This is a genomic window from Marinomonas sp. PE14-40 (assembly GCF_051623805.1).
GTDB lineage: Bacteria > Pseudomonadota > Gammaproteobacteria > Pseudomonadales > Marinomonadaceae > Marinomonas.
Genome location: NZ_CP130700.1, coordinates 765,020 through 791,582, shown reverse-complemented (window position 1 = coordinate 791,582; position 26,563 = coordinate 765,020). Strand labels below are relative to the sequence as shown.

Below are 26,563 nucleotides of genomic sequence, written 5' to 3'. Positions count from 1 at the left end.
CCATTTAAGAGGCCTACGGGCCTCTTTTTTTGGATTACTTTAAAGCTAATGTTTAGCTAATACTTGCTCTACTATCACTTCCACATTGTCTTGTTCCATGATCGAATAATGATCGGCATTCACTTCATAAAAACTAACATTGTTTAAAATACTTCCCCACGTGCTTTTAACGTTATCAATCTCATACATGTCATTTCTACTCGCAATAAATATCTGTGTTTTTAAACTGATTTTAGTAACAGGTTCAAAGCTCAACATAGCTTTTTGATTCTTATTACAGCTCAAAATGGCGTTTTGGAAAAATGAATGAACCTCCTGATTTAAACTAGTATTAATCTGGCTAGAATCTTTACCCAATATGGCTTCAATCACTTTAGATACATCTAATTCATCAGAACTACTGTTGATCGATATAGGGTTAAGGTTATCTTTTAAATGAGGATATTGCTGTTTCAGTTCTTCAATAAATACATTTTGCCCATTTGCTTCCTCTTTATGACTTAAATTCTGTTTAAGGCTAGGCGGGTCTATGAATATTAAGTCTAAACTGTCCAATATCTCGCTTTCTTCCTGCTCTAGTAGACGTATCATTTCCCAAGCAATCAGCGCCCCAAAAGACCAAGCAATAATGCGCTTTGGCACATTCGTTTTAATGCTACCAAGATAAGCAGCAGCTAAGGTTTCAACACTGGTTAGCTTTTGTGAGTTATTATGAAATAAAGGATCCTTGATACCTAACGTCTCATCAGTATCAGGCAATGCTTTTATCAAGGCTCTATAACCCCCTAACTCACCACCAATTGGGTGAATAAGCATGTTTTTAGCGCCATTTCCTGCTTTAAGAATCTGACTATAATCCAGTTTTTGGATCTCAGAGTCAGGTGTTTCATCATTACTTATGAGTTTTATTAAACTATCAATAGTGACATCTTGGTTAAGCTCTTTAAGCGAAATTTTTCCAGGGAAGCTGGCTTCTAAAGCATCAAATAAATCTAAAACAGTGAGTGAGTCGCCACCTAAATTATAAAAACAAACCTCCTTTGATATGTCATCTTGACCCAAACAGTCTTGAAATAGATTTGTTATTAGACTCTCTAAAGTTTGAGTTTCTTGGTGTTCAACTGCTCTTTGCGGCATAAATTTATTGTTATTTATCTCTTCAAAAAATGCCGTTTTATCATGATCACTTAAAGGAGAAATTAGATACTGATTTGAGCCAGTCTCAAGAGTCGATAAAAACAAGCTAACCCCCTGTTCAGCCGTTATTGCAAAATCGTTTCTCTCAACCTCGCTAGCCATACCTGTTCCTTGCCAAGTAGGCCAGTTAACACTGATAAATTCTGTCTCTGGGAAAACCTGATTCTGATGTTTTGCCAATAAATCTAAAAAATGGTTTGAAGCACAATAATCAGTTTGACCTGCTATCGCATTCACACAAGACATAGATGAAAAGTACATTACCTTTTTAGGCTTAAGAGACAATAAGGTCTTTTCAATGTTAATTGCGCCAACTACTTTGGCTGACATTTTATCTATCGTCTTTTCTGTATCTAAAAGACGCATCATGCCACCACCGCTATTACCCGCTAAGTGAAGCAGTGCGTAAACCTCACCAAAATTTGTTTGAATTTGCTGCTTAACCCATTTCATTGACATAAGATCAGTGATATCACACTTGAGTCTGTTTACCGCTAGCTTTATATCTAACGTATTACTCGCAGAAGAGCGGCTCAAACAAATAAGCTTATTATTTGAATCTTGGCTTAAATGTTTTATCAAGGCTTCGCCTATTCCTCCAATCCCTGTGAGTACATAAACTTTTTCTTTTTTTCCCTTTTTATCGAGGGCCTTAGGGTAAGTCGTTTTATCAGATTCGGATAATAAATTGGGTGGATTTATCGACCTTTGATAATGCTTTTGCCACAAATAATGCCCTCTGATTGCATAATGGCCAGATGATAGGCTTTCTAATTTAAGTAATGCATTAAGAATGAGCTTTTCTGAAGTAGGTGGTATGTCCAACACAGTGTATTTCAAATTTTCAAACTCAATTGGGCAGGTTTGTAATAAGCCAAACAATAATGCACTGGTTGGATTTAAACTTTCATCTCCTAATATTTGAGCACTGCCTTGAACAAGATTAATGATCTTGATTGTCTGCTTAGAATGATTAATCAATTTGCTCTGAATAAGATTAATCAGATCATTCCAATCATTAAAAATTTGTTTAAAATCAAATGGTGCTAAATCTAAGTCATTATATAACCCTTGAGACGCTGTTGATGAGTAAGACGCTAGCTGATTAAAATTTAGCAAGGTAACATCTTCTAAAGTTTCTAGATCAAGCTTTTCAAGGGTTTTAACAAAGTCATCTAGATTAGAAAAGTAACTAACCTGGGTGAACAAAGAGAGTTTCTCTGCTAGCTTTCTCCCCTGTTGGTTTGGGTTATCAATAAGGACATAGTGCTTATTAAAAGATGTATTGTTCCCTTCAAGGCTTTCCCCCCTCAACCAGTTTTCCTGTAGAAACCAATCATTTTCAGCTAACTGTTTAAACCTTGTAACCGCCTTACTTTTTGTCCTCTCCGATGTCTCATCATTTAACGAAGAAGCAGCCACAGACTTGTAATGATTAAATAAATCACTCACGTAAGAGCGCTTATTGAATTCGATTTTTGGCGGCTTAAGCTCATTTCTCGAATCCGAGTTCGGTGATTGCCCCATAATAAGGTGAGCATTTGTGCCACCAATACCAAAACTACTAATACCGGCATATGGCTTTGACATATCTTGGTTAAGCATTTGAGGGCTTATTTCAAATCCAGCTTTAATGAAGTCGATTTTAGTATTTAGCGTATTTACATGAAGACTGGCGGGTGTTTTTTTATGATAAAGAGATAAGGCTGTTCGAATAAAACCTGCAACACCTGCTGCTGCGCCCAAATGCCCCATTTGACTTTTCAAAGTGCCTAAGTAGCGTTTATCTTGATGATCGACAGTTTCATTATGTTCATGTTTTACTGATTCAAGAGCCTGTGAAAGCGCACTGACTTCTATCGGATCACCAAGCAAAGTGCCTGTACCGTGTGCCTCTATATAACCGACTTCAAAAGGTTCGATCTCTGCTCTTTTAAGTGCCGTTTTAATCACCTCAATTTGCCCTGAAAGTGAAGGCGCAAAGTAGCTCACTTTATCACTGCCATCATTATTAATCGCACTCGCTTTTATGGTGGCATAAATCGTGTCTTGATCCTGTATAGCCTGCACTAATGGTTTAAGCACAACGGCAGCCACACCATTTGCAGGGACAGTACCGTCAGCATCATCGCTGAAGGGTCGGCATAATCCTGTTTTCGATAAAATCATGCCCTCACGATATGGATAGCCCGATAATAAATTTAGGTCTATGTTTACACCGCCAGCAAGGCAAACCTGACTATCACCATTTAACAGTTGCTGACAGGCTTGATGGATCGCAACGAGCGAACTTGAACAAGCAGTTTGAACAGAGATAGCTGGGCCTTTAAGATTAAGGTGATAAGCAAGGCGTGTCGCAATAAAGTCTTTTTCATTTAATAGAGATAAGTGAAATTTATCTAGATGCTTATTTTCAAGCTTAGATAGAATCTTAGTTTGGTAATCACTATCACCTTGGCTAAATACAACCCCAACCTTATTCAATCCATCACTTGTAATACCCGCATCAGCTAATGCTTGCGCCGAAGTCATAAGAGCATGTCTATGTTGAGGGTCCATTAGCTTGGCATCATTAATTGATATGCCAAAATAGTGAGGGTCAAAATCAAACACATCTTGGATGCTAGATACGCTATTCACCCAGTGTCTATCTGAGCGATCTTCTTTCTCATCTTGCACTTTAATTGCGCAGGTACCGTTTTTAATCAGTTGCCAGAAAGCTTGTAAATTATTGGCTTGTGGCAAATTGACTGCCATTCCTATGACAGCGATTTCTTGAATGCCATTATTAGCTTTAGCACTTACGGTTGTTTGTTCTTCAATTATGTCTTCAGTAACTAAACTAGGATCGTTACTTAAAGGGTCTTGATCAATGTCATTTTTATTTAGTTTTTCGGCTAACTGATTTAAATTTGGTGTATCCAATAAGGTCATGAGACTTAGATCAAAAGAAGCAATTTGAGCGTTAGTTAACGCATGATGAAACTTCATCATGAGAATCGAGTTCATACCTGCTTCGAAAAAGTGCTGCTCTTGGTCGATTTGGTAACCAAGAATGGGGGTTAAGATCTCATGTAGTTGGCAAACTAAAGCTTCTTTGCTTCTATTTAGCTCTTTGCTTTTATTTAGTTCACTGCATTTATCTAGCTCTGTATTTTTGTCTAAGCTGGACGTCTGATTAATCTTACTCTGACTTGTTATACCCGTCTTTTTACCATCTTTGAAATTTGGAGTGGGCAAGTTGTGCCTATCTACTTTACCATTCAAGGTTAACGGAAATTCATCCATTACCATTATGTATGAGGGTTGCATAAAACTGGGTAAATTATCCATTAGCATTTTGGATAATTCGGTTCTCAACGTTTTCGAACCGCGCGAAGTGATTAATTCAGCCTCTTGATTATTTTCAATTGATACTGGGGAGACTCGAACTACATAAGCTAAAAGCTCACTACCCGCATTCTCATTTTCAATGCTGGTTACCAGAGCTTGAGATACGCTTTCATGGCCTAAAAGGCAGGTCTCAACCTCCCCGGTTTCAATTCGAAAACCGTTTACTTTGATCTGAAAATCTTTACGACCAACAAGTTCTATATTGCCATCAGCACCACGTCTGGCTAAATCGCCTGACTGGTACATTGTCTGAAAGGGCGATGTACTAGATATAAAAGGATCTGATGTGAATTTAATATGGGTCAGCGCCTGGTTATTTAGATAGCCTCTGCCAACATTTGCACCACTAATATAAAGCTCACCCATTTCACCTCTAGCTACCATCTTTTTTGATTCATCGAGAATATAGAGTCGATTGTTCTCCAATGCTTTACCAATATGGATATTGTCTTGCTCTTTCGTCATTTCAGCAGCAGAGCAATAAACAGACGTTTCAGATGGGCCATACAAATTAAATAGACGCGCTTCATTTACTATAAGGGCGTTTTTCAATGGCAATGATAGATGATCACCCCCTGTCAGCATTTTTAAACCTTTGGAGGGTTTCCAACCAATATCAACCAACAACTGCCAAGTTGCAGGTGTTGCTTGCATTAGACTTACGCCATAGTGCTTTTGCCTATTAGATAAAAGCTGAGGCGTATGCGCTTCTTCCCAAGTTAGCATTGCGAGTTTTGCACCACAAATTAAAGGCAAATAAATTTCAGTGACATGAATATCAAAGCTGGGTGCGGTGAGGTTCATAAAGGTATCTTGATCTGAGACATCTAGCATGCGCCTCATGGATATGAGTAAATTAGTGATATTAGCCTGTGTCACCATGACGCCTTTTGGTTCACCGGTAGAGCCTGAGGTATAGATAATATAGGCAAGCTCATTAATTGCATCATTTGCTCTTGCCGGGTTATATGTGACTTCTTCTTTTATTAATGCTTCATGGTTAGCATCATCAAGCGGAATCAGTGTTAAGGCTTCACTCAAATTCTGTAAGTTTTCTAGATTACCTAAAACCGATTTTACGCCAGCATTACTGAGCATGCTCACCGTTCTGTTTTTAGGGTTTCTATGATCCAAAGGTAAATAACAAGCGCCTATTTTTGCTATTGCTAAGATTGCCAAACAACTTGATGGTGACCAAGCTGAAGCTAGCCCTAAAATATCTCCCTGTTGATAGCCTAATCGCTTAAGGTAATGAGCCAATTGATTTGCTTTTAAATTTAACGCCTTGTAAGTAAGACCTCTATCTTCAGCATTTTCTTTCCAAATTAATGCCGTTGAATCAGGTGCCCTAGCAACTTGCTGTTCAAACATATCGATAAAAGAAAGTGAAAGATCAAACTCTAAGTCACTATGTGTTTTTTCAAAATTAAGAGATCCCTCCAAGTCAAAAGATGCGCGGCTTTTCGGTAAGCTGATATCTGTCGGCTGGTAATCTGTTAAACCATCCAACTCCATAATAAAGTGATCTAGTATGGCTTTGGCTTTTGTCTGATTAATACAAGAGATTTGATATTCAAGGCACAATTCAGCACTGTCATGACTTTTAATTAGATATAAAGAGATAGGGAATTTAGCATCACCAGCAAATCCAGTTACCGCCTGAATCGTTTGATCTGCTAGCTTAAAATTATTCAAATCCGTATTTTCAAGTACAAATAAAGCCTCAAACAAAGGCGCCTTATTGCCCAGAGACATACTTAACTCACTAATTTGCTGAAAGTCTAAATTCTGGTGTGACAAGGTATCGATAACGAGATCTTGTACATAATTAATAAAGTCTGACTGCCCTTCTTTGGAGCTCTCCTTTAAATGGAAAATGCTCGTATTAGCGAACATGCCGACGATCGCTTCATCCTCTAAAGATTGACGATTAGCTATTGGAGAGCCAATGGGGATTTTTTTGTTATCAAAGATTTTGGCAAGCGCTAAGTAATAGGCGCCTAACAATAGGCTAAATAAAGTGACATTATGCGTTTTAACAAAGTGTTCAATAGATTCCCATCTGGTTGAATCAATAGACGAATGAAGTTGCGCCCCCTTTTTGCTATCACGTAAAGAAGTAGGAAATAACAAATTTTTATTTGAATAGGCTTTAAATTGAGTGAGCCAGAAGTTCTCGTCATCCTGGTTGCTTTGATTTCCAGCTTTATGACTATCCTGACTATATTGACCATAGTTCTTGTTAAGTGCGTTTAAAGTGTTGGTTTCTTGTTTTAAACCACTTTGATATAACTGGCTGAGCTCATCAAGAATAAGATTAAGACTCCAACCATCAATGATTAAATGATGAAAGTTAAAACTGAGAATCTGTTTTGCTTGATGATTAACTGGGTCAGATATGTCAAAAAGACAAGCTTTGGCTAAAGGGCCCTTTTCTAGATCAAAAGGGGCTTTCATAAATCGCTCTAGTTCAGTATCTACTTCTGCTTGTTTTATCTCACAAACCTTAAGAGGCATAACTAAACAAGTTTCAGAGACCATCAATTGATTATTATTTAACTTAAACTGACTTGTTAAGCCTGTATGGCGAACAAGTAATTGTGACCATGCCCATTCTAATACAGAAACAGATAAACCCTTTTCCAGAAAGAAATGATAAGGCGCATAATAAGCCTTAGAATCTGGCTCTATTTGTTGTAAGAAAAACAAACGTAATTGCTGCTTTGTTGCCACATATTGCTTGATGTTTGTTGATGGGCTCGCGGTATTTCCTTCTAACTCTTTTAATAATTCTGGTAACTGCTCAACCTTAACCATTAGGTCTAACATAGTTTCAGATTCCAATATGTCCCTGACACTTAGTTGTATTGAAAACGCACGTTTGATACTAGAAGAAAGGTGCATAGCTTTTAAAGAATCACCGCCAGTTTGAATAAAACCTTTTTCTAAGGAAAGTTCAGACTGATTGAGCGCTTTAAGCAATAAATCAACACAGGTATTGCCCCTTATTGGCGCTATCTTAGCTAACGTGTTTCTTAGTTCATTTAAGCTTTCTTTCTCTTTATTGACTCTTGTAGTTGGTGTTTGGCTGGATGCGAGTTCAGATAGCTCTAATCTTGCTAGTACCTCTCTATCTAACTTTCCGTTCGCATTTAATGGCAGTTTGGCTAACACAAACAAACGATGTGGCAGCATATAAGTTGGAAGTTCTTCTTTTAGGTATGCTAGTACCGAATCTTTGTTTAATAAACTGGTTTCCTGATAGCGGCTCTCTTCTGAGCTTGTCTCTTCTGAACTTATTTCTTCATTAGCACCTTGAGCCGTTACGATATAAGTGTAAAGGTCTTTATAGCCAAGCCCCGAATCCACCCCTAAGGTGACAGCTTGCTTAATATTAGGGTAGCTAACTAGGTGATTATCTATCTCTGCTGTTTCAACCCTGTGTCCACGTATTTTAACTTGATCGTCTGCTCGCCCTAGGTATTCAATTTCACTTTTATCATTACGTTTTGCAAGATCGCCGGTTTTATACCAAACATGAGAATCCTGCTCTTTGTTTGCTTTGTAGGCTAATTTAATGAAAACCTTATTCGCCTCACTATCAGTGCTAATATAGCCTTTAGTCAGACTTGGACCTGCGAGGTATAAGTCGCCTACTTCATTTGTCTTAGCCAAATCACCTGTTTTATTTAGAATAATCACTTTCGTTTTACCAATGACTTTCCCAATAGGCACAGATGCATTGGTGATATATTCTTCGAGACGACTTTCATCTAACTTATGACATAAGCTGAATGTAGTGCACTCAGTGGGACCATAGGCGTTATACAATCGGCTTTTACTGGTTTTACCAGCTTGTGCCTGATAGAAGGCCATGCAACTTTGTGGAGATAAAGCCTCTCCCCCAACTAATAAGTGTTTGATCGAAATTATTTCTTGTGGGTATTTAGTAACCATGTAGTTAAATAACGATGCCGTCATAAAAGCATAATCTAACTCGCTATGTTGAAGCTTTTGAGCAAAGGCGTCAGTTTCAATTAACTCTGCTTGGTTGAAAATGACCAAACAAGCACCATTTAAAAGTGCGCCCCATATTTCAAACAACTGAGCATCAAATGTGGGATTAGCCCAACTAGCGACCCTGTCATTAGCACTGATATCGACATAACCTGGCGTAATCACAAGATTAAGAATGGCGTCTTGGTGAATAGGAACGCCTTTAGGAATGCCAGTTGTCCCTGAGGTGAAAAATAAGCAAAAGTCCTGGGTTAAGTCTCTCGCTACAAAGCTCGTCGTTTCTTCAGTATTAAATAGCGAGACCTCATTTGTCTCGATATCAATACATTTAACGCCTAATTCAGAGGGGATGTTACCCAAGCCAAGCTCTACCTTGGCAAGTGATAGCATGGTTTTTTGTCTAACGATGGGCGCATCAGGGTCAAGGGGGAGATAACAAGCACCACATTTAGTAATCGCCAACAAACTAACACAAAGTGATAAAGATCTAGGTAAACATACTGCAACCCTATCACCCTGCTTAACCCCATTTTTAATTAAATGCTGGGCTAGAATGTCAGATATAGCGTCTAACTCACGGTAACTCGTTGCTTTATCATTGCACTCAATCGCATTATGGTCACCAAACTGAGTAACCCTTTGTTTAAAGATTGAAATGAGCTTGTTACTGTTATTTTGATCAAACAAAGGCTTATTATTTTTCTTATCCATGAATAATATCTCTTCAAACAGACTAATCTATTACGTCAGTTCAGTCTTAATAATGTCAGCTACTTTTAAGGTGCTTGGTGCCTGCAACATAGTTGAATGATCACCATCCACCAGCTCAAGTTGAAAATCAGCTTCTGCCTTACCAGCCCAAAACGCGGTCAAAGAATCAATATAGGCATCAGATTTATCATCTGTTGCTAGCACTGTAATTGTTCTTGCCTCTGTTTTTGCTAAAGACATGGTTTTTAGAGACAGCAAATGGTGGTTATAAATTCTGAAATAACGATCTATTTGAGCATCATCGATATGTGGATACATACCGTTATAGGTAACGAGCTTTTGCTTAAATACATCTAGGCTAACAGGTGAAATTTGATCTAAAACAGCTTGATCATGTGTTCCTTCACTGTCCAATAAAATGGCAACTGATTTATGGCCGGCGGTGTTTAAAATTCTTGCCATTTCATAGGCGATATAACCGCCATAAGAACAACCCACAAAAACATGTGGTTTTGATGTTAAATGAGAGACTAATGTTAAGTAATACTCTGCCATTGCTTGTACATCCGGTAAAAACACGCCATCCGTATCCACCCCTTTTGCCTGAATACCGTACACACCAAATTCATCAGGAAGTACTTTAGCCAAAGACAAATAGCCAAATGCCGTACCACCCCCTAAGTGAGGACAGATAACATTTAACTCTCCTTCCCCTTTTCTAAATTCAATCAACTCATTTCTTACGGCTTTACTTTCTGAACCTTGATTTTGCCTAATGATGCCACCTAGGGCTTCAATGCTTGTGGCTTTTAATAATTCAGAAACAGATAGCTTAATTGGCCAAACTTGCTCAATTTTGTGTATAAGTTTGATCGCAGAAATTGAGGTACCACCAATATCAAAAAAATTATCCGTAATGCTAATGTCTTTGGTGGTGAGAATATCTAGCCAAATTTGATACAAGGCCATTTCAATCTCATCCCTTGGACTTGCGGTGTTGACCTGTTTATTGGCTTTTTGTGTTTTCATCCGTTCAACAATTTTTTTACGATCAAGTTTGCCATTTTGGGTAAGAGGGAGTTCATCATAAAGATGAAACTCACTAGGCAACATATAGCTTGGAAGTTTTAATCTAAGTTCCGCTTTTACCGTCGCCAGCGCTTCATCTTTCTCTGCTTGTGTTTCAATCACGTGTAAGCTTGTGAAAACAGCCGCTAATACAGGCTCTTTTTCACGCTCGATCAGTTCGACACTTGCCTTAGAGATGAGGTCAATCGTCATTAATTGGCTAAGTACTTCTATCCTTTCAATCCTAAAACCCCGTAGCTTTATCTGATCATCTAACCTTGCAACAAACTCAATATCACCATTGGCTAAATATCGAACAAGATCCCCTGTTCGATAAAGTATTTGTGACTGATCGAATGGAGATTCGATAAATTTTGTATGAGTTAAAGCAGCTTGCCCCAAATAACCAAGCGCTAACCCTTGGCCACCAAGATAAAGTTCACCCACTTGGCCAAAAGGAGTAAGTTCTAAAGTCTTTGAAAGAATGTAAGCGCTTGTGTTTGAAATAGGCCTACCAATAGGATATTCATCAGCCTTTTCTTTAATTTCATGAAAGGTACTAAAGGTTGTGTTTTCTGTTGGACCATAAACATGTACAAGATGCTTAGGTTTACCTGAATCAAGCATACGGTTAATGGTTTGCTTATTCACTTTTTCACCACCGAATAACAAGGTGTCTAAGCCTGCAAATATCTTAGGGTTAATGGATATCATCTGATTAACCAGTGCCGTCGTCATAAACATGATATCTATGTTTTCAGATTCAATTTTATTAGAAAGTGCTTGAGCATTCTGGACTTCTTCATTGGGTAAGATAACAAGCTGAGCACCATTTAATAAGGCTCCCCAAATTTCGAAAGTCGCCGCATCAAATGAGAAATTACTTATCTGAGCGATTTTTTTATCTTGGTTAAGCTCGACATAATTAGTTTGTTTAACTAACCGTTTTATCCCAGATTCTGGAATCATGGTGCCTTTAGGCAAGCCAGTTGAACCAGAAGTGAACATAAGATAAGCAGGTATAGTTTTATTTTTTACATCAAACTTATCTAATTGTGTTTTATCCACATTTTCTTTGGATAACCCAGAGGGTAAGTGAGTAAAAGCGACAAATGTCAGTTCGATATCTGATTGAATACTGGTCGTATCCTGATCACAAATGATGTGGGAGATACCTGCACTCTCTATCATATGAGTGAGGCGTGCTGCAGGATAGCTTGTATCCATAGGCACATAGGTTGCCCGCAATTTCATAACCGCCAGCATGGCAACGACCATTTCGATAGAGCGTTCTGTATGAATGCCTATGTTATCACCAGGCTTGGCGCCTTTTGCAATCAAATAATGGGCTAAGGTATTGGCTTTCTCATTTAACGTTTGGTAACTCAGTTTTATTTGATTAAAGCTAATTGCGGTATTGAATGGCGATGATTGAACAATCGCCTCAAAGCATTCAATTAAAGAGCACTTATCTAGCCTTTGATTGGTCTCTTCACAAGGTGTGACTTGTTTAAGCTTATCCTCATGATTAAGCATTTTCACATCATTCAGGTTATTTGCCTGAGACAGCTTATTTGTCTGTGACATATGGACAAGAAGTGTCTTAAAGTGATTAAGGATTTGATCCACTTGCCATTGCGCTAAATGCTGATCATTAGACAAAAGCTTAATTTCTATTTCGCACTCTTCAACGATGACTATCGTTAGAGGGTAATTGGTTTGCTCTTCACTCTTGAGGCCAGCAAGTGTTAAGCCATTTGTAGTTGATTTTAAGCCTTGATCAAGCGGATAGTTTTCAAACACAAGCAGTGAATCAAACATTGCTTGATTACCCGTTACGGTTTGTTTCCATATATCCTGCAAAGGAAGATAAGCAAAGCTCTCAGCTTCCACATGTTCCCTGTGTAGCTGTTTCAACCAAGTCTTAATATCCGCATTTTTATCAAGTGACATAACGACTGGTAAGGTATTAATACAAAGACCTACCATCTTCTCAATATCGTGAACTTGAGAGTGTCGCCCTGAGACGATACTACCGAAAACAATATCATTTGAGTCTGTATAGTTTGACAGTAAAAGCCCCCACGCAGCTTGGAATAAGGAATTAAGTGTACATTGTGCTTCTTGCGCTAGGGCTTTTAAGTCGCTAGTTTGAACGCTATTTAAGTAACACTGACTCTTAATTGCCTTCGCTTTTTCGCTTTGTGTAAGATCATGTGGTTTAGATGAAAGAGACCTTGATGAAATAGGCCTAGTTGAAAGAGGTTTATAGTCAGCAATAGGTTGTAACTTAGATTGCCAAAATTCATTTGCCGTTTGTACATCCTGCTCATCTAACCATTTCACAAAGTTTTGATAGGATGGCGCTTCTTTTAAAGTGATCGCGGTTTCATTCTTTAACGCATGGTAAATGTGATTTAGCTCTGATAACAATATGGGCAGGCACCATCCATCAATAAGAGCATGATGATTTGTCCATATAAGGTGATAGTCACCTAACGCTGTCTTAATGAGACTAAAGCGCATTAAACAAGGTTCTTCATGATTAAAGCCTCTTGTCTTATCTTCAGCTTGAACGCTTTTAAAGCGTGCGGTGTAATCGATAGCCTTGAGATGGCTTAAATCCAATGTACGCCAGTCTAGAGGCGTTTTATCGATAACTACTTGGTACTTGTCACCTGCCGTAGTTGTCATAAATCCTGTTCTAAATATGTCATGACGTTGAATAAGCTGATACCAGGCGAGTTTGAAAATTTCTATATCAAGTTCATGGTAGTGTAAGTCTAATTGAGTAATATAGGCGTCTGACTCAAGCTGGTTCTGATATAAGAGCCCTGCTTGCATACCCGTTAACGGATAGACATTAACGAGATTAGCCTCTTCTTTAGAGATCCTCTCCTGCCAAATATCTAGATCTTCTTGAGTTAGGTTAGCCAGAGGGAAGTCAGATGGCGTGTATCTGACACTTTTTTGTTCGAGGTTATGTTCAATAATACGAATCAGGTAACCATAAACGCCAGCCTTAAACTTGCGGATATCATTATCTGAGTAAATGCCTGTCTGATAGGCTAATTCAAAGCATAAAACACCATCAGACACTCTTACGTTGATTGCCATTTTTTGTGGTGCCATATGATTATAAGCACCATCTTCAAGAGTCACTTTGTGCGGTGTAATCCCTTTCATGGTTGAGTTTTCGTTAAAGTCTTCTTGATCTGAATGAGTTTGACCAAAAAAGTTAAAAAGAACATCTGTCTCTATTATTTCTTGTTTAGGCTTTTCACCCAACCAATTAAGCACACCATATCCAATGCCTTTGTTTGGCACTTGTTTAAAGCTCTCTTTTATTTGGCAAATAACCGCACCTAAATCTGATGTTTCTAACGCCTTTTGTTTTTGAGCATCAGTTTCTATCAACAATGGGAAAGTCGCGCTAAACCATCCCATTGTCTGGCTAAGATCAGGTTCTGCTTTTAAGAGACCATGGCCCATGAGCTGTTTCACTAAACCTGTACTGAGACCTTCACGACCATGGCTTTCTAAGGTGAAAGAGACTGGCCTTTTTTCATCCTCTTTCTGCATTTTTGCCAAGGTCAGACTTATCGCGGTTATTAATAAAATCTGAGTATCTGTGTGATACGCCTTGTTTGCCTTATTCAATAAATCTTGCGTGTCATTGAGGTTCAATTCAAATTGATCAATTGCTATTTGAGGCCGTTCAGTTTGATTAGACCTGATGTGAGTTTTCGAAATTTGCTTAGAAACTTTAGCCCAATAGTTGGCTTCATGTTTCTCAAAATATTCAATTGTCACCTTATGGTTTAGCAGTTTCCCCCAATCTTGATAAGACAGGGTTTTAGCGGCCAACAGATTTTGGGATGGAATTTTTGCTTGATAAAGTTTAACGAAATCTGAGATGAGGATTTGCCATGACACCGCATCAATCACGAGATGGTGAGAAAGGATAAAAAGCTTTGTTTGGTGATCAGAATAGAGTCTCACAAATTTAAATACAGCCCCTTTAGCAATATCTAATGAGTGATTAATCTGATTACAAACTTCATTTAGAGAGTCGTTATCCATCTTACTCATATAGGTTTCATAGCAAGCTGAATTTAGATCCTTTTCCTCATGGTATGCTGCCTGATTATTATCAAAGCTAAGCCTTAACGCATCATGACGACTGACTAAAATATCAAAACAACGCCTCATCGTCTCAAGGGAAAAATGCTTGTCCACATCAAACAAATAGTACTGATTAAATTGATTCGACTTGTTCACAGCAAAATGAAAGAACTCGTGCTGTATGGGCAATAAGGCTTGCTTACCTAGACTAGCTCCTTGTTCTGCTTCTAGGCTATTTGAGTTTTTAATATGAGGGATAAGGCTTGCAATACTTGGGTATTCAAATAAGATTTTTGTACTAAAATGCAAACCTAATTCGGCACCCCTAGCAACCAGTTGCATTGCGAGTATTGAGTCTCCACCTAAAGCAAAGAAGTTATCATTAAGCCCGATGGATTCCAGTTTAAGCATTTCTTGCCATAAATTGATTAAAGTCTGCTCTTGTGCTGTTAAATCTTTTTCCGAGTCTTGTTGGCTAAGTTGTTGGCTAAACTGAAGACGACTAAGTTTTGGTAGAGCGGCTTTATCTAATTTACCGTTAGCATTCAATGGCCAAGACGATGTTTTAGCCCATAATTTAGGCAACATATAATCTGGCAAGCTAAGAGCTAGGCTTTCATAAATGGCTAAAAGTAATTGAGGATCATCTTGGTAAGTTAATACATAAGCCCCTAATTGTTTTGTACCTTGGTTTTCAACGAGCACAACCTTAGCTGTTTTTACTCCTTCAACTTTTTGAATTTCAGCTTCTATTTCACCAAGCTCAACCCTAAAACCACGAATTTTTATTTGTTCATCAATCCGAGAAACAAAGACTAGTTGAGCATTTTTATTTGTCTTAACAAGGTCGCCTGTTTTATAAAGCCTACCAAAATGAGTATCGATAAAACTTTCTTGATTTAATTTATCTTGATTAAGATAGCCTCTGGCTAAACCACCCCCAGACAAATATAGTTCGCCAGTAACACCCTGTGGGACAGGGTTAAAAAATGAGTCTAATACATAGGCATTTACCCCATTAATACACTGACCTATCGTGTTTGCTTCATCACCTGCTTGATAGATATGAAAGCTTGAACAGACGGAGTTTTCTGTTGGTCCGTATTCATTAATTAAACAGGTATGTTCTACATATTTATCAACGACAGACTGTGAAACAGATTCTCCCGAGATAATAATATTTGGAATCAAGTTTGACGTATCGTCAGGAGTTAGCTTGTCTAAAAGAATGGGAGGAATATAAGCAACTAGATACTTGTCACCTTGGCATAATAATCGATTTAACTTAGCCAAATTAAACCTATCTTCTTCACTCACTATCTCAAGATAATGACCACTGGTTAGAGCCCCCCAAATACTGGCAACAGAGGTATCAAAAGCAAAGTTCGTTAAATATAAAAAGCGTGATGGTGCTTTTAATCCATCTACCTTGAGCTTATCAAGTTTTAGGTAAGCAGATTGTGCTTTAACATAATTAACCACACCTTTATGTTCGAGTTGTACGCCTTTTGGCTTTCCAGTAGAGCCCGATGTATAGATGATATAAGCAAGATCTGTTGCCGTGGGTTTTATGGCTGATTTAGGGAGAAAATCAGGACTAAATTCAGAATAAGTTGATACATCAAATTCAGGTAAATAAAGAAAGTCAGCTTTATTACATAAAGACGCTAACTTGTTATTGTCACAAATTAATAAACGGCTATCGCTGTCGTTTAAGATGAAAGACAACCTGCTTGTCGGTGTTTTGGTATCAATGGGTAGATAAGCTGCTCCTGCTTTTAAAACAGCAAGCATGCTAACAATCATATTCAAGGATCTCTCAAGGCAGATAGCGATAATATCTCCCTGACTATCACCCATACAAATGCCTTTATCAATTAAGGCGTTTGCTAATTGGTTTGAACGAGCTTCAAGTTCATCGTAACTCAGCGTTTCACATTGATAGGAGATGGCGGGTTCACTCCCATGTGTCTTAACCTTTTGCTGAAATAGATCTAATAAACTTGTATCAGGAATTATATCTGAGGGTATGTGTCCTGCATTGTGAGTATTTGATTGATCACGCTCATCCATCTTCGTTGAAGCAGTCAATAACGCTGGTTTGAAAATATCCTCCTCTAATGAACGAATGCTTAACGTAACCAAATGATTTAGTTGTTTTGCGAAACCTTCAATCGTATCTCGAGTAAAAAGATCTAAAGCATAGTTCCAGTTAAACTCGACCTTATTAGTATGAATCCTCACGCCTAGGCTGATATCAAACCTTGCTTCATTATGTTTAATCGATAGCGGTGTTACCTGAGTATTCTCAAACTCAAAACTATTATTACTAGCATGTTCAAGCACCATCATAATTTGAAATAACGGTTGCTTTAATTGTTGCGCTGAGAGCTTTAAGGACTTAGTTGCCTGCTCGAAAGGCAGAGACTGATGTTCAAAATCAGACAAGAGATTTTGATGAGAGCTTTGAATAAGCGCCTTAAAGCTTATCTTTTCAGGCAGATGGGTACGCAAAGCTAAATTATTCACAAAAAAGCCAATCAAGTGATTGAGCGCTTTTTGTTCACGGTTTGCACTGACTGTCCCAACAAGCACATCCTTCTCTCCTGAGTATCGGCTTAATAGAACAACCAAGGCTGAGTACAGGATGGAAAATGGTGTTACTTTTAATTGCTTTGCCGTTTCGAGCAACTGCCGTGAAGTACTTACATCTAATGCTGTTGAAACATTTGCCCCTTGGTAACTGGAGATTTCAGGACGTTTAAAGTCAGAAGTTAAAAATGTTTTAGGCTGATACTCAGCTAGCCTTGTTTGCCAATAGTCTTGTTGCTTACTTGATGGATTAGTTTCAGGTTCATTTCTTTGCCAAGCGGCATAATCTTTATACTGAAAGGCTAATGGTTTTGGTTGATAGTCCTTACCAGAAACAGATGCGTTATAGGCATTTTGTATCTCGTTTAAAAGAATATCACTAGACTCACCATCGATAGCAATATGATGAACGCCAATGTAGAGATGGTATTTTTTATCAGCAACTTTGGCCAAACCTACTCTTAAAACATCGCCTTTTGCTAGATCGAAAGGACGCTCAAAAATATTAGATTCAAAATGACTCACCAGGTCATCTAAATCAGGCTTTTTAGTGACGTCTTGATAGTCCAATAATTGTTTAACAAGACTGGAATTAACCGATTCATGCTTAACCACTCTTTGATAAACTTTTCCCTGATCTGAATGATATGAAGTCGTTAATATCTGATGACGTTTTATTAGCGTTAAGAGGCTTTCTGACAAAGCTTTAAGGCTCAATTCGCCCTTTATTTCGAACTTAAAAGGTACACAATAGTGCTTACCTTTTGTTTCAAGTTGATCAAGTGTCCAGAGTCTTAATTGCGAGAAAGACAAAGGGCTTTCTCGTTTTTCACTCGGCTGAACAAGCGGTTTTTTAGGAATGATATTAGTTTCATTTTGTTCACGTAGCTCATCAATGAGCTTAGCCAGCTCATACACAGTGCCAGCATGTATTAGACTTCTTAATGATATTTCGTACCCTACTTTGTCACTGATACGATTAACCATCTTTATGGCTAGAAGTGAATGACCACCTAGGCTGAAGAAGTTTTTATTAATATCAAGCTTGGTAATGCTTAACATCTCCTCCCATAACGCCGCTAACCATGTTTCTGTGTTTGTATTAGCGTGAAGCACTAAAGTCTGATTAGTATTTTCTGCACCTGCTTTATCTATATCAGGTAATGGGAGAGCAAGTCTGTCTACCTTGAGGTTTTGGGTTAGAGGAAATGCATCCAGTTCAACAAAATAACTAGGAACAAAACTTGAAGGCAAATGCTTGGTTAAATATCGACGAATTTCAACAAGATCAAGTAGCTCACCTGCCTTGGGAACCAGATAGGCAACTAAAGCTTGATAGTCTGGCTTAATTTCTTTTATCGTCACAAGCGCATTATCAATGCTGTTTATCTGCAAGAAGTGATGTTCTATTTCACCTGCTTCAATACGAATGCCGTTTAGCTTAAGCTGGAAATCTTTTCGAGAGATTAATTCGACACTGCCATCTTCTAATCGCCTTGCAAGGTCTCCTGTTTGATACATGCGCTCACCGGCATCGTCACAAAAGATATCCGGCCTAAAACGCTGTCTTGTTAATTCATCATTGGCTAAGTAACCTCTGGCGAGGTTTTTACCTGAGATATAAAGCTCGCCAATACAACCAATGGGCAATTGATGCTCATTTTCGTCCAAAATATAATAACGATTATTGGCGAAAGGCTTACCAATATTCACCTTATCTTGATTAAGGCTGACTTGATTACCTGAGCAGTAAACGGTTGCTTCTGAAGGGGCATACAAGTTAAAAAGTTTGGCCTCTTGATGGCTGTTCAATAAAGCTTGTTTCAAGCTCTCAGGTAAATGATCTCCTCCTGTTATCATTTTAAAATCAGAATTAGGCCTGAATCCTTCATCGTAAAGAAGCTGCCATACTGACGGTGTCGCTTGCATTAGACTGATATTATTTTGCTTTACCCTGTTTAAAATCGTTTTAGGTGATCTAGCTTGATCCCAACTTAAAAGACTAATGCAGGCGCTGTTGGTAAGCGGCATTAAGATTTCAGCAATATGAATATCAAACCGTGTTGATGTCATACAGGCCACAACATCTTGAGCTTGATAATTCACTCTTTCTTGCATGGCATCCATAAAATTATTCAAGCTGGCGTGCTCTAACATAACGCCTTTTGGTTGCCCGGTAGAACCTGAAGTAAAGATCACATAAGCAAGATCTGATGCGTGAATTTTGGAGGTAGGATTTTTGTCTGGAAAGTTCGCAAGTATATCTTTTGCAGTGTGCGATGATATATCCATCACATTCAGCGATTGTATGCCTGCTTTAATCTCATCTGGGCCAAGCATCAATTTAATTGAGGCATTTTCTAGCATGCCTTCCAGCCTTTGTTCCGGCTGTTCAGTATCTAACGGCACATAAGCAGCACCTGACTTTAAAATCCCTAAAATGCTTATAATGGCGTCAATTCGCCATGAATAGGCCATGGCAATACAAACATCACTTTTAGCGCCTTTGCTTATTAGGTAGTGTGCAATACGGTTAGCTTTTTTGTTGAGTTCAGCATAGCTTAGGGTTTGCTTCTTTCCCTCTAAATACCAGACACAAGCAAGTTTATCTGGGTTCTGACTGACATTTTTCTCAAACCTTTCAACAAAACTTAAGTTTGGATGGAAGTTTTGTTGAGTATTATTCCAGGCTTGAATTTGTTTTAAATCAGTTTGACTAATTAATGAAAAAGAAACGATGCTTTTATCAGGCGCTAGAATGAGCTGCTCTAACAAGGTTTTATAACTTTGTTTAAATGCTGTGATGCTCGTTTCTTTGAACAAGGTTTTTGCATATAGCCAATATAATTCTAAGCAATCTCCCTTATCCGTAACGTGCAGCTCTAATTCAAAATTAATGCGTTTTCTATCTACTAAAAGCTTAGTGACATCAGCACTATCTAACGCTAACGATGCTTTGTCAGTTTGATTAAGCACGAATAGCAACTGCAATATCGGCGCATGTAACTCACTTCGTTCTAGTCCATTCTGATCAACAATTTTCTCAAAAGGCATGGCTTGATGCTGGAATGCTTCTGCTAACCCTTGCTTGGTTGTTTCTAATATTTCCGAAAAGCTTTTATCCGCCGCAATTTGATTTCTTAAGATAAGCGTATTTGCAAAAAAACCAATTAAATCACTTACCCCTGATATGTCCCTGCCTGAGACAGGTGTACCTATCACCACGTCTTCGTTTTCAAGCCAGCGGCTAACCAACACACTATAAACACTCATTAAAACCGTATAGAGACTGACGCCTTGCCTCTGAGCAAAGGCTTTGACTTGGTTTGTCATTGCCTGATCTAGCTGATCTTCAATCAAAACACCCTCAGATAGGGGCTGATTAGTCCGTTTATAATCTGTTGGTAAGCTATTTAAGCTTTGCACCCCAGACATTTTTGCTTTCCAGTAATTTAACGTTTTTGTACTTAACTTGCTCTGCTCGCTTTCTTGCCAATGTGCGTAATCAGCGTACTGAAACTTTAATGAAGGCAGTTTCACTTCAGAAACGGGTATATTAAGTTCGTAAGCTCGGTAAATGTCATTCAACTCTGAAAAGAAACAAGAGTAGGAATAGCCATCGAAAATAAGGTGATGAAATACAAACGTTAAGATAGTTTCTTCTGGTGCTAGCTTTAACAGGGAAACTCTAAATAAAGGAGGCTTACTTAAATCAAACGGTTTATTTGCTTGTTTAACCAACCAATCGGACTCTGTTAGATCACCCTTTTCTTCCACTTTGATCGGGCATTCTACTTGGTTTTTGCAAACCACCTGTTTTATGTCTTTGTCTATAGAGGCTATGGCCGCCGACAAAATACTATGCCTTGTCATGATCTGCTTAATGCTGGCTTCTAGCCATTCGATATTTAATGCTCCAGAGACTTTAAACGCCGCCACCATGTGATACAGAGCGCTATCGCAAGCTAATTTTTCAAGATAATATACACGGCTTTGGGCAAAACTAAGGGGCGCTTTATTTGAGTTTAATTCCTGAATTTCTAGCGCTAAATCAGACTTTTTATGAGTCTCTAAAAAGTCAATTAAAGCCTGTTTTTGTTCCTTTAACTCAGCCGCTAAACTTTTAGTTAACTTTCCTTTTTCAGCTTTGTATTTTAGTGCTCCATTTTCCACATATAGATAAACACCTTGTGACTTAGCACGGCTAATTAGCTTATGTGGCATTAGATTTCCCCTTCTTCTAAATCTAACGCTAGTTCAGGACTTTCTTGGCTAACATTGCTATCGATTACGGCCTGAATGAAGCTCGCTTGAGCTTTAATGTTGGGATTATTGAAGAAGTCACTAATACTTAGTTGCACAAAGAATTGTCGCTGAATCTCTGCAATAATGTTCATCGCCAATAGCGAATGACCACCAAGTGAGAAAAAGTTTGCATGAATACTTAATTCCGTTTTATCTAGGTGTTTTTGCCATATTAAACTTAGCTCTTTTTCTAGCATGCTTGAAGCAGGCTCAAATGGTGTATCAGTGCTTAGAGGAGAATCCAACTTGGCTTTATCTACTTTGCCTTGTGCTGTCATTGGGATTTCATCCATTAAGATAATGGCATTTGGACACATGTATTCAGGCAGTTCCGCTTTTAGCTGTCTTCGAAGCTGTCTTACGAGTTTCCTTTCACTTCCTTGTCCTGCTAACCAAGCCTGTTTGACTTCATTTTTTACAACAACATAAGAATAAATAGCCGCGTCACTCACAATTGAATAAGCTTGCTTAACATCTAGGCTAGTTTCTAATTGGTAATTAATTTCTCCCAAAGCCACCCTAAAACCACGGACTTTTATTTCATCATTGAGTCTACCTAAAAAGATAAGTTGGCCATCTTGATTCCATTTAACTAAATCACCTGTTCGGTAATATCTTTCTTGAGTGGAAGTCTGAGCCGAAGCTGACATTGGATTAGTATTTGGGTCTATGACTTTTCCTGATAAGGCACAATCCGGGATAAAGACTTTTTTATTAAGTTCGTCATTATTTAGATAACCTTTGGCAATACCATCTCCTGCAACATAGAGTTCTCCCGGTACACCAATAGGTGCTATCTGACCGTTAACAAGGACTCTTGCTTTGGCATGGGATACAGGACGACCAATTGGTACGTCTTTAATATTGTTGATATCAACCTTGTAGAAACAGGCATCCACGCAGGTTTCAGTTGGGCCATATAGGTTATAGAAAGCAGCATCAAAATCCTCTGGTAAACGAATATCTCCTAGAACATCACCACCCGTTAGTAAGGTTTTTAGACTCCTTGGCCAGTGAACTTGGTTAGCAAATACATGAGTCAGCAAACCTGTCGGTAAGCATGTGTGAGTGACTTGTTGAGCCTTCATTAATTGCATTAGAGCACTTGGGCTATCTCGTTCTGCATCAGGTACAAGCACCAATTTTCCGCCTGCCATTAATATCGGCCAGACCTCGGCCATAAAGGCATCAAAGCCAACATAGGCAAGGCTAGTACCCACGCTATTTTCATCTAATTTAAATTCATCGATATGCCATAAGCTCATTTTATAAAGAGCAAGTTGGCTGATTTCAATGCCTTTGGGCTGTCCGGTTGAGCCAGATGTATAGATAACATAAGCACTTGCATCTGGTTTGTACTGACTTGCTTCAAAATGAGTATCTTGAATACTTGTGAAAAGCGCGTTATTCAAAACAATCTGATTACATGGCAAGTTATTAACGCCAACTAAGGAGCCATCATCAATGATTAGCTTTGCTTGGCTATCTAGTAAAATGTGCTTCAATCTCTGTTTTGGTAAATCACTCCCCAGCATGACAGCACAAGCACCGAGCTTAAAGACAGCCAACATAGCGATGAGATTAAAGGTATTTCTTTGGCAATGAATGGCGATTTTATCGCCTTCTTGGTAACCATTATTTTTAAGCTGTTGTGCTAACGCATTCGAGTAAATATCTAGCTTGCCATAAGAAAGAGTTTCTTGGTTATCTTGAATAGCCGTTTTGTCTTTAAGGCTCTTAGCCTTTTCTCTGATTGAAGTAACTAAGCCATTTTCTTTAAACGTCTCACTTGTATTATGAGATAAAGGAGCACCTTGCCCCCAAACACTTAGTATTTGTTTTCTCTCTTGCTCTGTAAGGACATCTATTGCAGAAATCGGTTGATGAGAGAGAAAACGATACTCACCTAGAATATTTAAAAAACTCGTTTTGAAAGCAGACAAAAATCGCTGTATCTCATCTTGGGTGTAAATGTCATTACGGTATTCCCATAAAAAATGCACTTCTTCACTTTCGTTAAAGGTCTTACCTCTTGGAACGACAAGACAATCAATATCAAATTTTGAAGTATCTGAGATAACGGTTTCGTCTTTATACCAAGACAGTCCCTCAATTTCGTGCTCATTAACCGGTGTATCATGAAAGCCTAAAAGAACATTAAAAAATGGATTAGATGCACTACCGCGCTCTGGATTAAGTGCTTCTACCACAAGGGGGAAAGGTAATTCTTCATTCGCCTGAGCCTGATCAACGATATTCTGAGTATTTTGAAGAAATTCAAACAAGGGGGTTTCAAGATTAAGTTTATGTCTAAGTACAACCGTATTCACAAACATACCTAATGTGGCATGTGAGTCCGCCCAGTTACGATTGGCAAAAGCTGAACCAAAACTTAGATCTTGTTCGCCTGAAAAACGCCCAAGGCAAAGATACAAAATAGAGGAGGTATAACTAAAGGGAGTAATACCTATATCACGGCATAAAGTCTCCATTGCATGCCATTGTTCACGCGTGAAAATCATTTTTTCATGAGAACCTGCAAAGCCTAAGCTATGCGATTTTTTACCAAATAGAGCCACTCCTTGCGGAGCACCTTCTAACTGCTTCTTCCAATAACTTTTCTGTTTTTCAGCATGTTTTGAGTCTAACCAAGCTTGTTGTGATAAAACAAAGCTAGAGTATTGGCTTGACTCTTGATAAGGGGTTTTAAACTCAGAATTAACAAACCTGTGATAGTGATGTATTAGTTCGTTGGTGAACTCGTTCGCACTCCAACCATCATGAATAATATGATGTTCTTGATGCAATAAGACATGATGCTCTTCATCAAATCTTACCAAGATAAATTCAGCTAATGGTAACTGGCTTAAATCCTCGATACGGTCTAATTCTGTCTTAAAAGTATGTTCTAAAAAGGCCTCTTTATCTTGCTCTGTCACGGTTAGAGCATCAATACTTCTTAGACTCATCTTATATTCTGGCAATATAGTTTGGACAATGCGGCCATCTATTTCCGTGAATCTTGTGCGATAAATATCGTGATTAATAAAAATTTGGTTAATCGAATTCTCGAGAGCATCACTTACGAACCTCCCTTTAAAATGCGTTGCGGCTTCAGCCAGATAAGCTTTGCTATCTGGCTGGTTCTTATGCATGTACCAAGCAACCATTTGCTGGTTGGAAAGTGGAAATTCAGTTTTACCTTTATCGATTGCCTTTGTTGTTAGACCATCTATTTGTTCAAGCTGACTATTCGCTAACACACCTTGTATTGTTGCATCTTGTTTAAACTGCTTCATGGTGAGATGACGGTTCAACAAGCTTCGTAATCTGCTCATAAAACGTATTGCGGTAATTGAATCACCACCTAGAGCAAAGAAATCATCATTTACCCCAAGATCATCTAGCTCAAATATATTTTTCCATTCATTTACAAGTATTTCTTCATCTGGTGAGTTCGCTAAAATGAGTTCACCTTTTCTTAGTGGCGCAAAGCCTGTAGGAAGTTGCTCGTGATCGATTTTACCCGCCAACGTCAGCGGCCACTTTTCTAATGGAACTAATAGGCTTGGAATCATGTAGTCTGGCAAACTTTTAGCCAATTTCTCTTTAATCGCGGTGATATCTGAGTCTTTAAGGTCTTTTCCTACCAGATAGGCGATTAGTTTATGCGTTTCTTTTGTGGCCTCTGCTTTAACAAGTGCCTGGTCAACCAGGCTATCAAGGCAAAGGCTTGCTTCAATTTCAGCAGGCTCAATACGATAGCCTCTTACTTTTACTTGCCTGTCATTTCTGCCGATGTACTCATAGCTGCCATCTTGCTGACAAACAACCAAATCACCTGTTTTATATAGAATCTCATGACCAACTTCGCTATAGGGATTTGAGATGAAGTGGTTTTGAGTGAGCGTATCTTTATTCAAGTAGCCATTAGATAAGGCGATACCACTAATATAAAGCTCCCCCATCTCGCCTATTGGAATGCGGTTCAAGCTTTGGTCCAAAACATAAAAATTCACCTTATCGATTGGCTTACCAATGTTATTATTTGCTTTTGAAACATCATGGCAAAGATTCATTGAGACAGTCACAGTGGTTTCAGTTGGACCATATGAGTTAACAAGTCTCTCACCCCAAATTTGCTGAAGTGATTTTGGGCATTTATCTCCTCCTGTGACAATGCGTTTTAAATTTGGCAGTTCTCCACAATCGCCCAATGCCGATAAAAATGATGGCGTTGCATGTAGGTGGGATATTCTATTGAATTCGAGCATTTGCTTGAAAATCGTTGGGTCTTTTATGTCATCACTTGAAGGGATGAAGAGCTTGGCGCCATTGAGTAAAGCTAAGAATATATTTTCAATTGAGGCATCAAAGATATGGTTAGAAGATAAAATAACATTTTCATCTTCGGTAAAGTGATACGCCCGAGTTTGGTTTAATATTAAATTAATAAGACTATTCTGCCTTACCATCACTCCCTTGGGTTTTCCTGTTGTTCCTGATGTATATAATAAATAAGCTAAATCAGTAATTTCATTAGTTTTAGTAGGTCTTTTTATGCGATCAAAAGTAAATCCTGTAATTTGATGTAATTGACTATTTTCTTTTTTACTTTCGATTTTGTTTAAATATAATTTATCACAAACTATTATATCTGCACCTGAATCTTCAATTATGTATTGAATTCTATCTTCTGGATAATCTGGTGAAAGAGGAATATAAGCCGCGCCAGATTTTATTACACCTATAATTGCGATTATTAAGTCAATACCTTTATCAAACAGAATAGGAATGAATGTTTTATCATCTATATCTTTTCCATTGAGTTGGTGGTACTCCCATCTTATTCGTTCAGCCAAGGTATCGGATAGCTTATTAAGCTCTTGATAAGAAATAGTTTTATTCTTATAAATCAAAGCATCTTGAGTGGCATATTGCTCGAATTGGTAATCTATTAGATCAACTAACGAGAATGTTTCAAATTCTTTCATTAGATTTTTCTTAGCATCAAATATACTGTTCTTAGCGCTTGTTAGTTTACCATTTTTATTATTATTTTCTTTGATCAAGTCTTCCATAATTCAACCTAAACTATTTTTTTTTAAAAACTTTTTACTTGTTATTTATGCATTTGTAAAGTTATTGTTAGTAA

Annotated in this window: 3 protein-coding genes; all 3 read right to left on the bottom strand. The window is 38.2% G+C overall.

Translation table 11 applies throughout. From position 1 onward, the window contains the following. Window positions 1-45 precede the first annotated feature (45 nt). Genes Q0A08_RS03655 through Q0A08_RS03645 form a run of 3 tightly spaced genes read right to left on the bottom strand, consistent with a single transcriptional unit; the run spans window position 46 to window position 26,489 of the window. The gene (locus Q0A08_RS03655) at window positions 46-9,318 is read right to left on the bottom strand and encodes an amino acid adenylation domain-containing protein (protein WP_438464945.1); all 9,273 of its coding nucleotides are present in this window, start codon (window positions 9,316-9,318) and stop codon (window positions 46-48) included. 30 nt (window positions 9,319-9,348) lie between these two features. After that, entirely contained in the window at window positions 9,349-21,327 is an 11,979-nt protein-coding gene (locus Q0A08_RS03650) for an amino acid adenylation domain-containing protein (RefSeq protein ID WP_438464944.1), read from the bottom strand. Continuing rightward, window positions 21,327-26,489, bottom strand: a complete 5,163-nt coding sequence (locus tag Q0A08_RS03645; RefSeq protein WP_438464942.1) for an amino acid adenylation domain-containing protein — start codon at window positions 26,487-26,489, stop codon at window positions 21,327-21,329. The genes Q0A08_RS03650 and Q0A08_RS03645 overlap by 1 nt, the downstream gene beginning before the upstream one ends. Window positions 26,490-26,563: the final 74 nt, after the last annotated feature.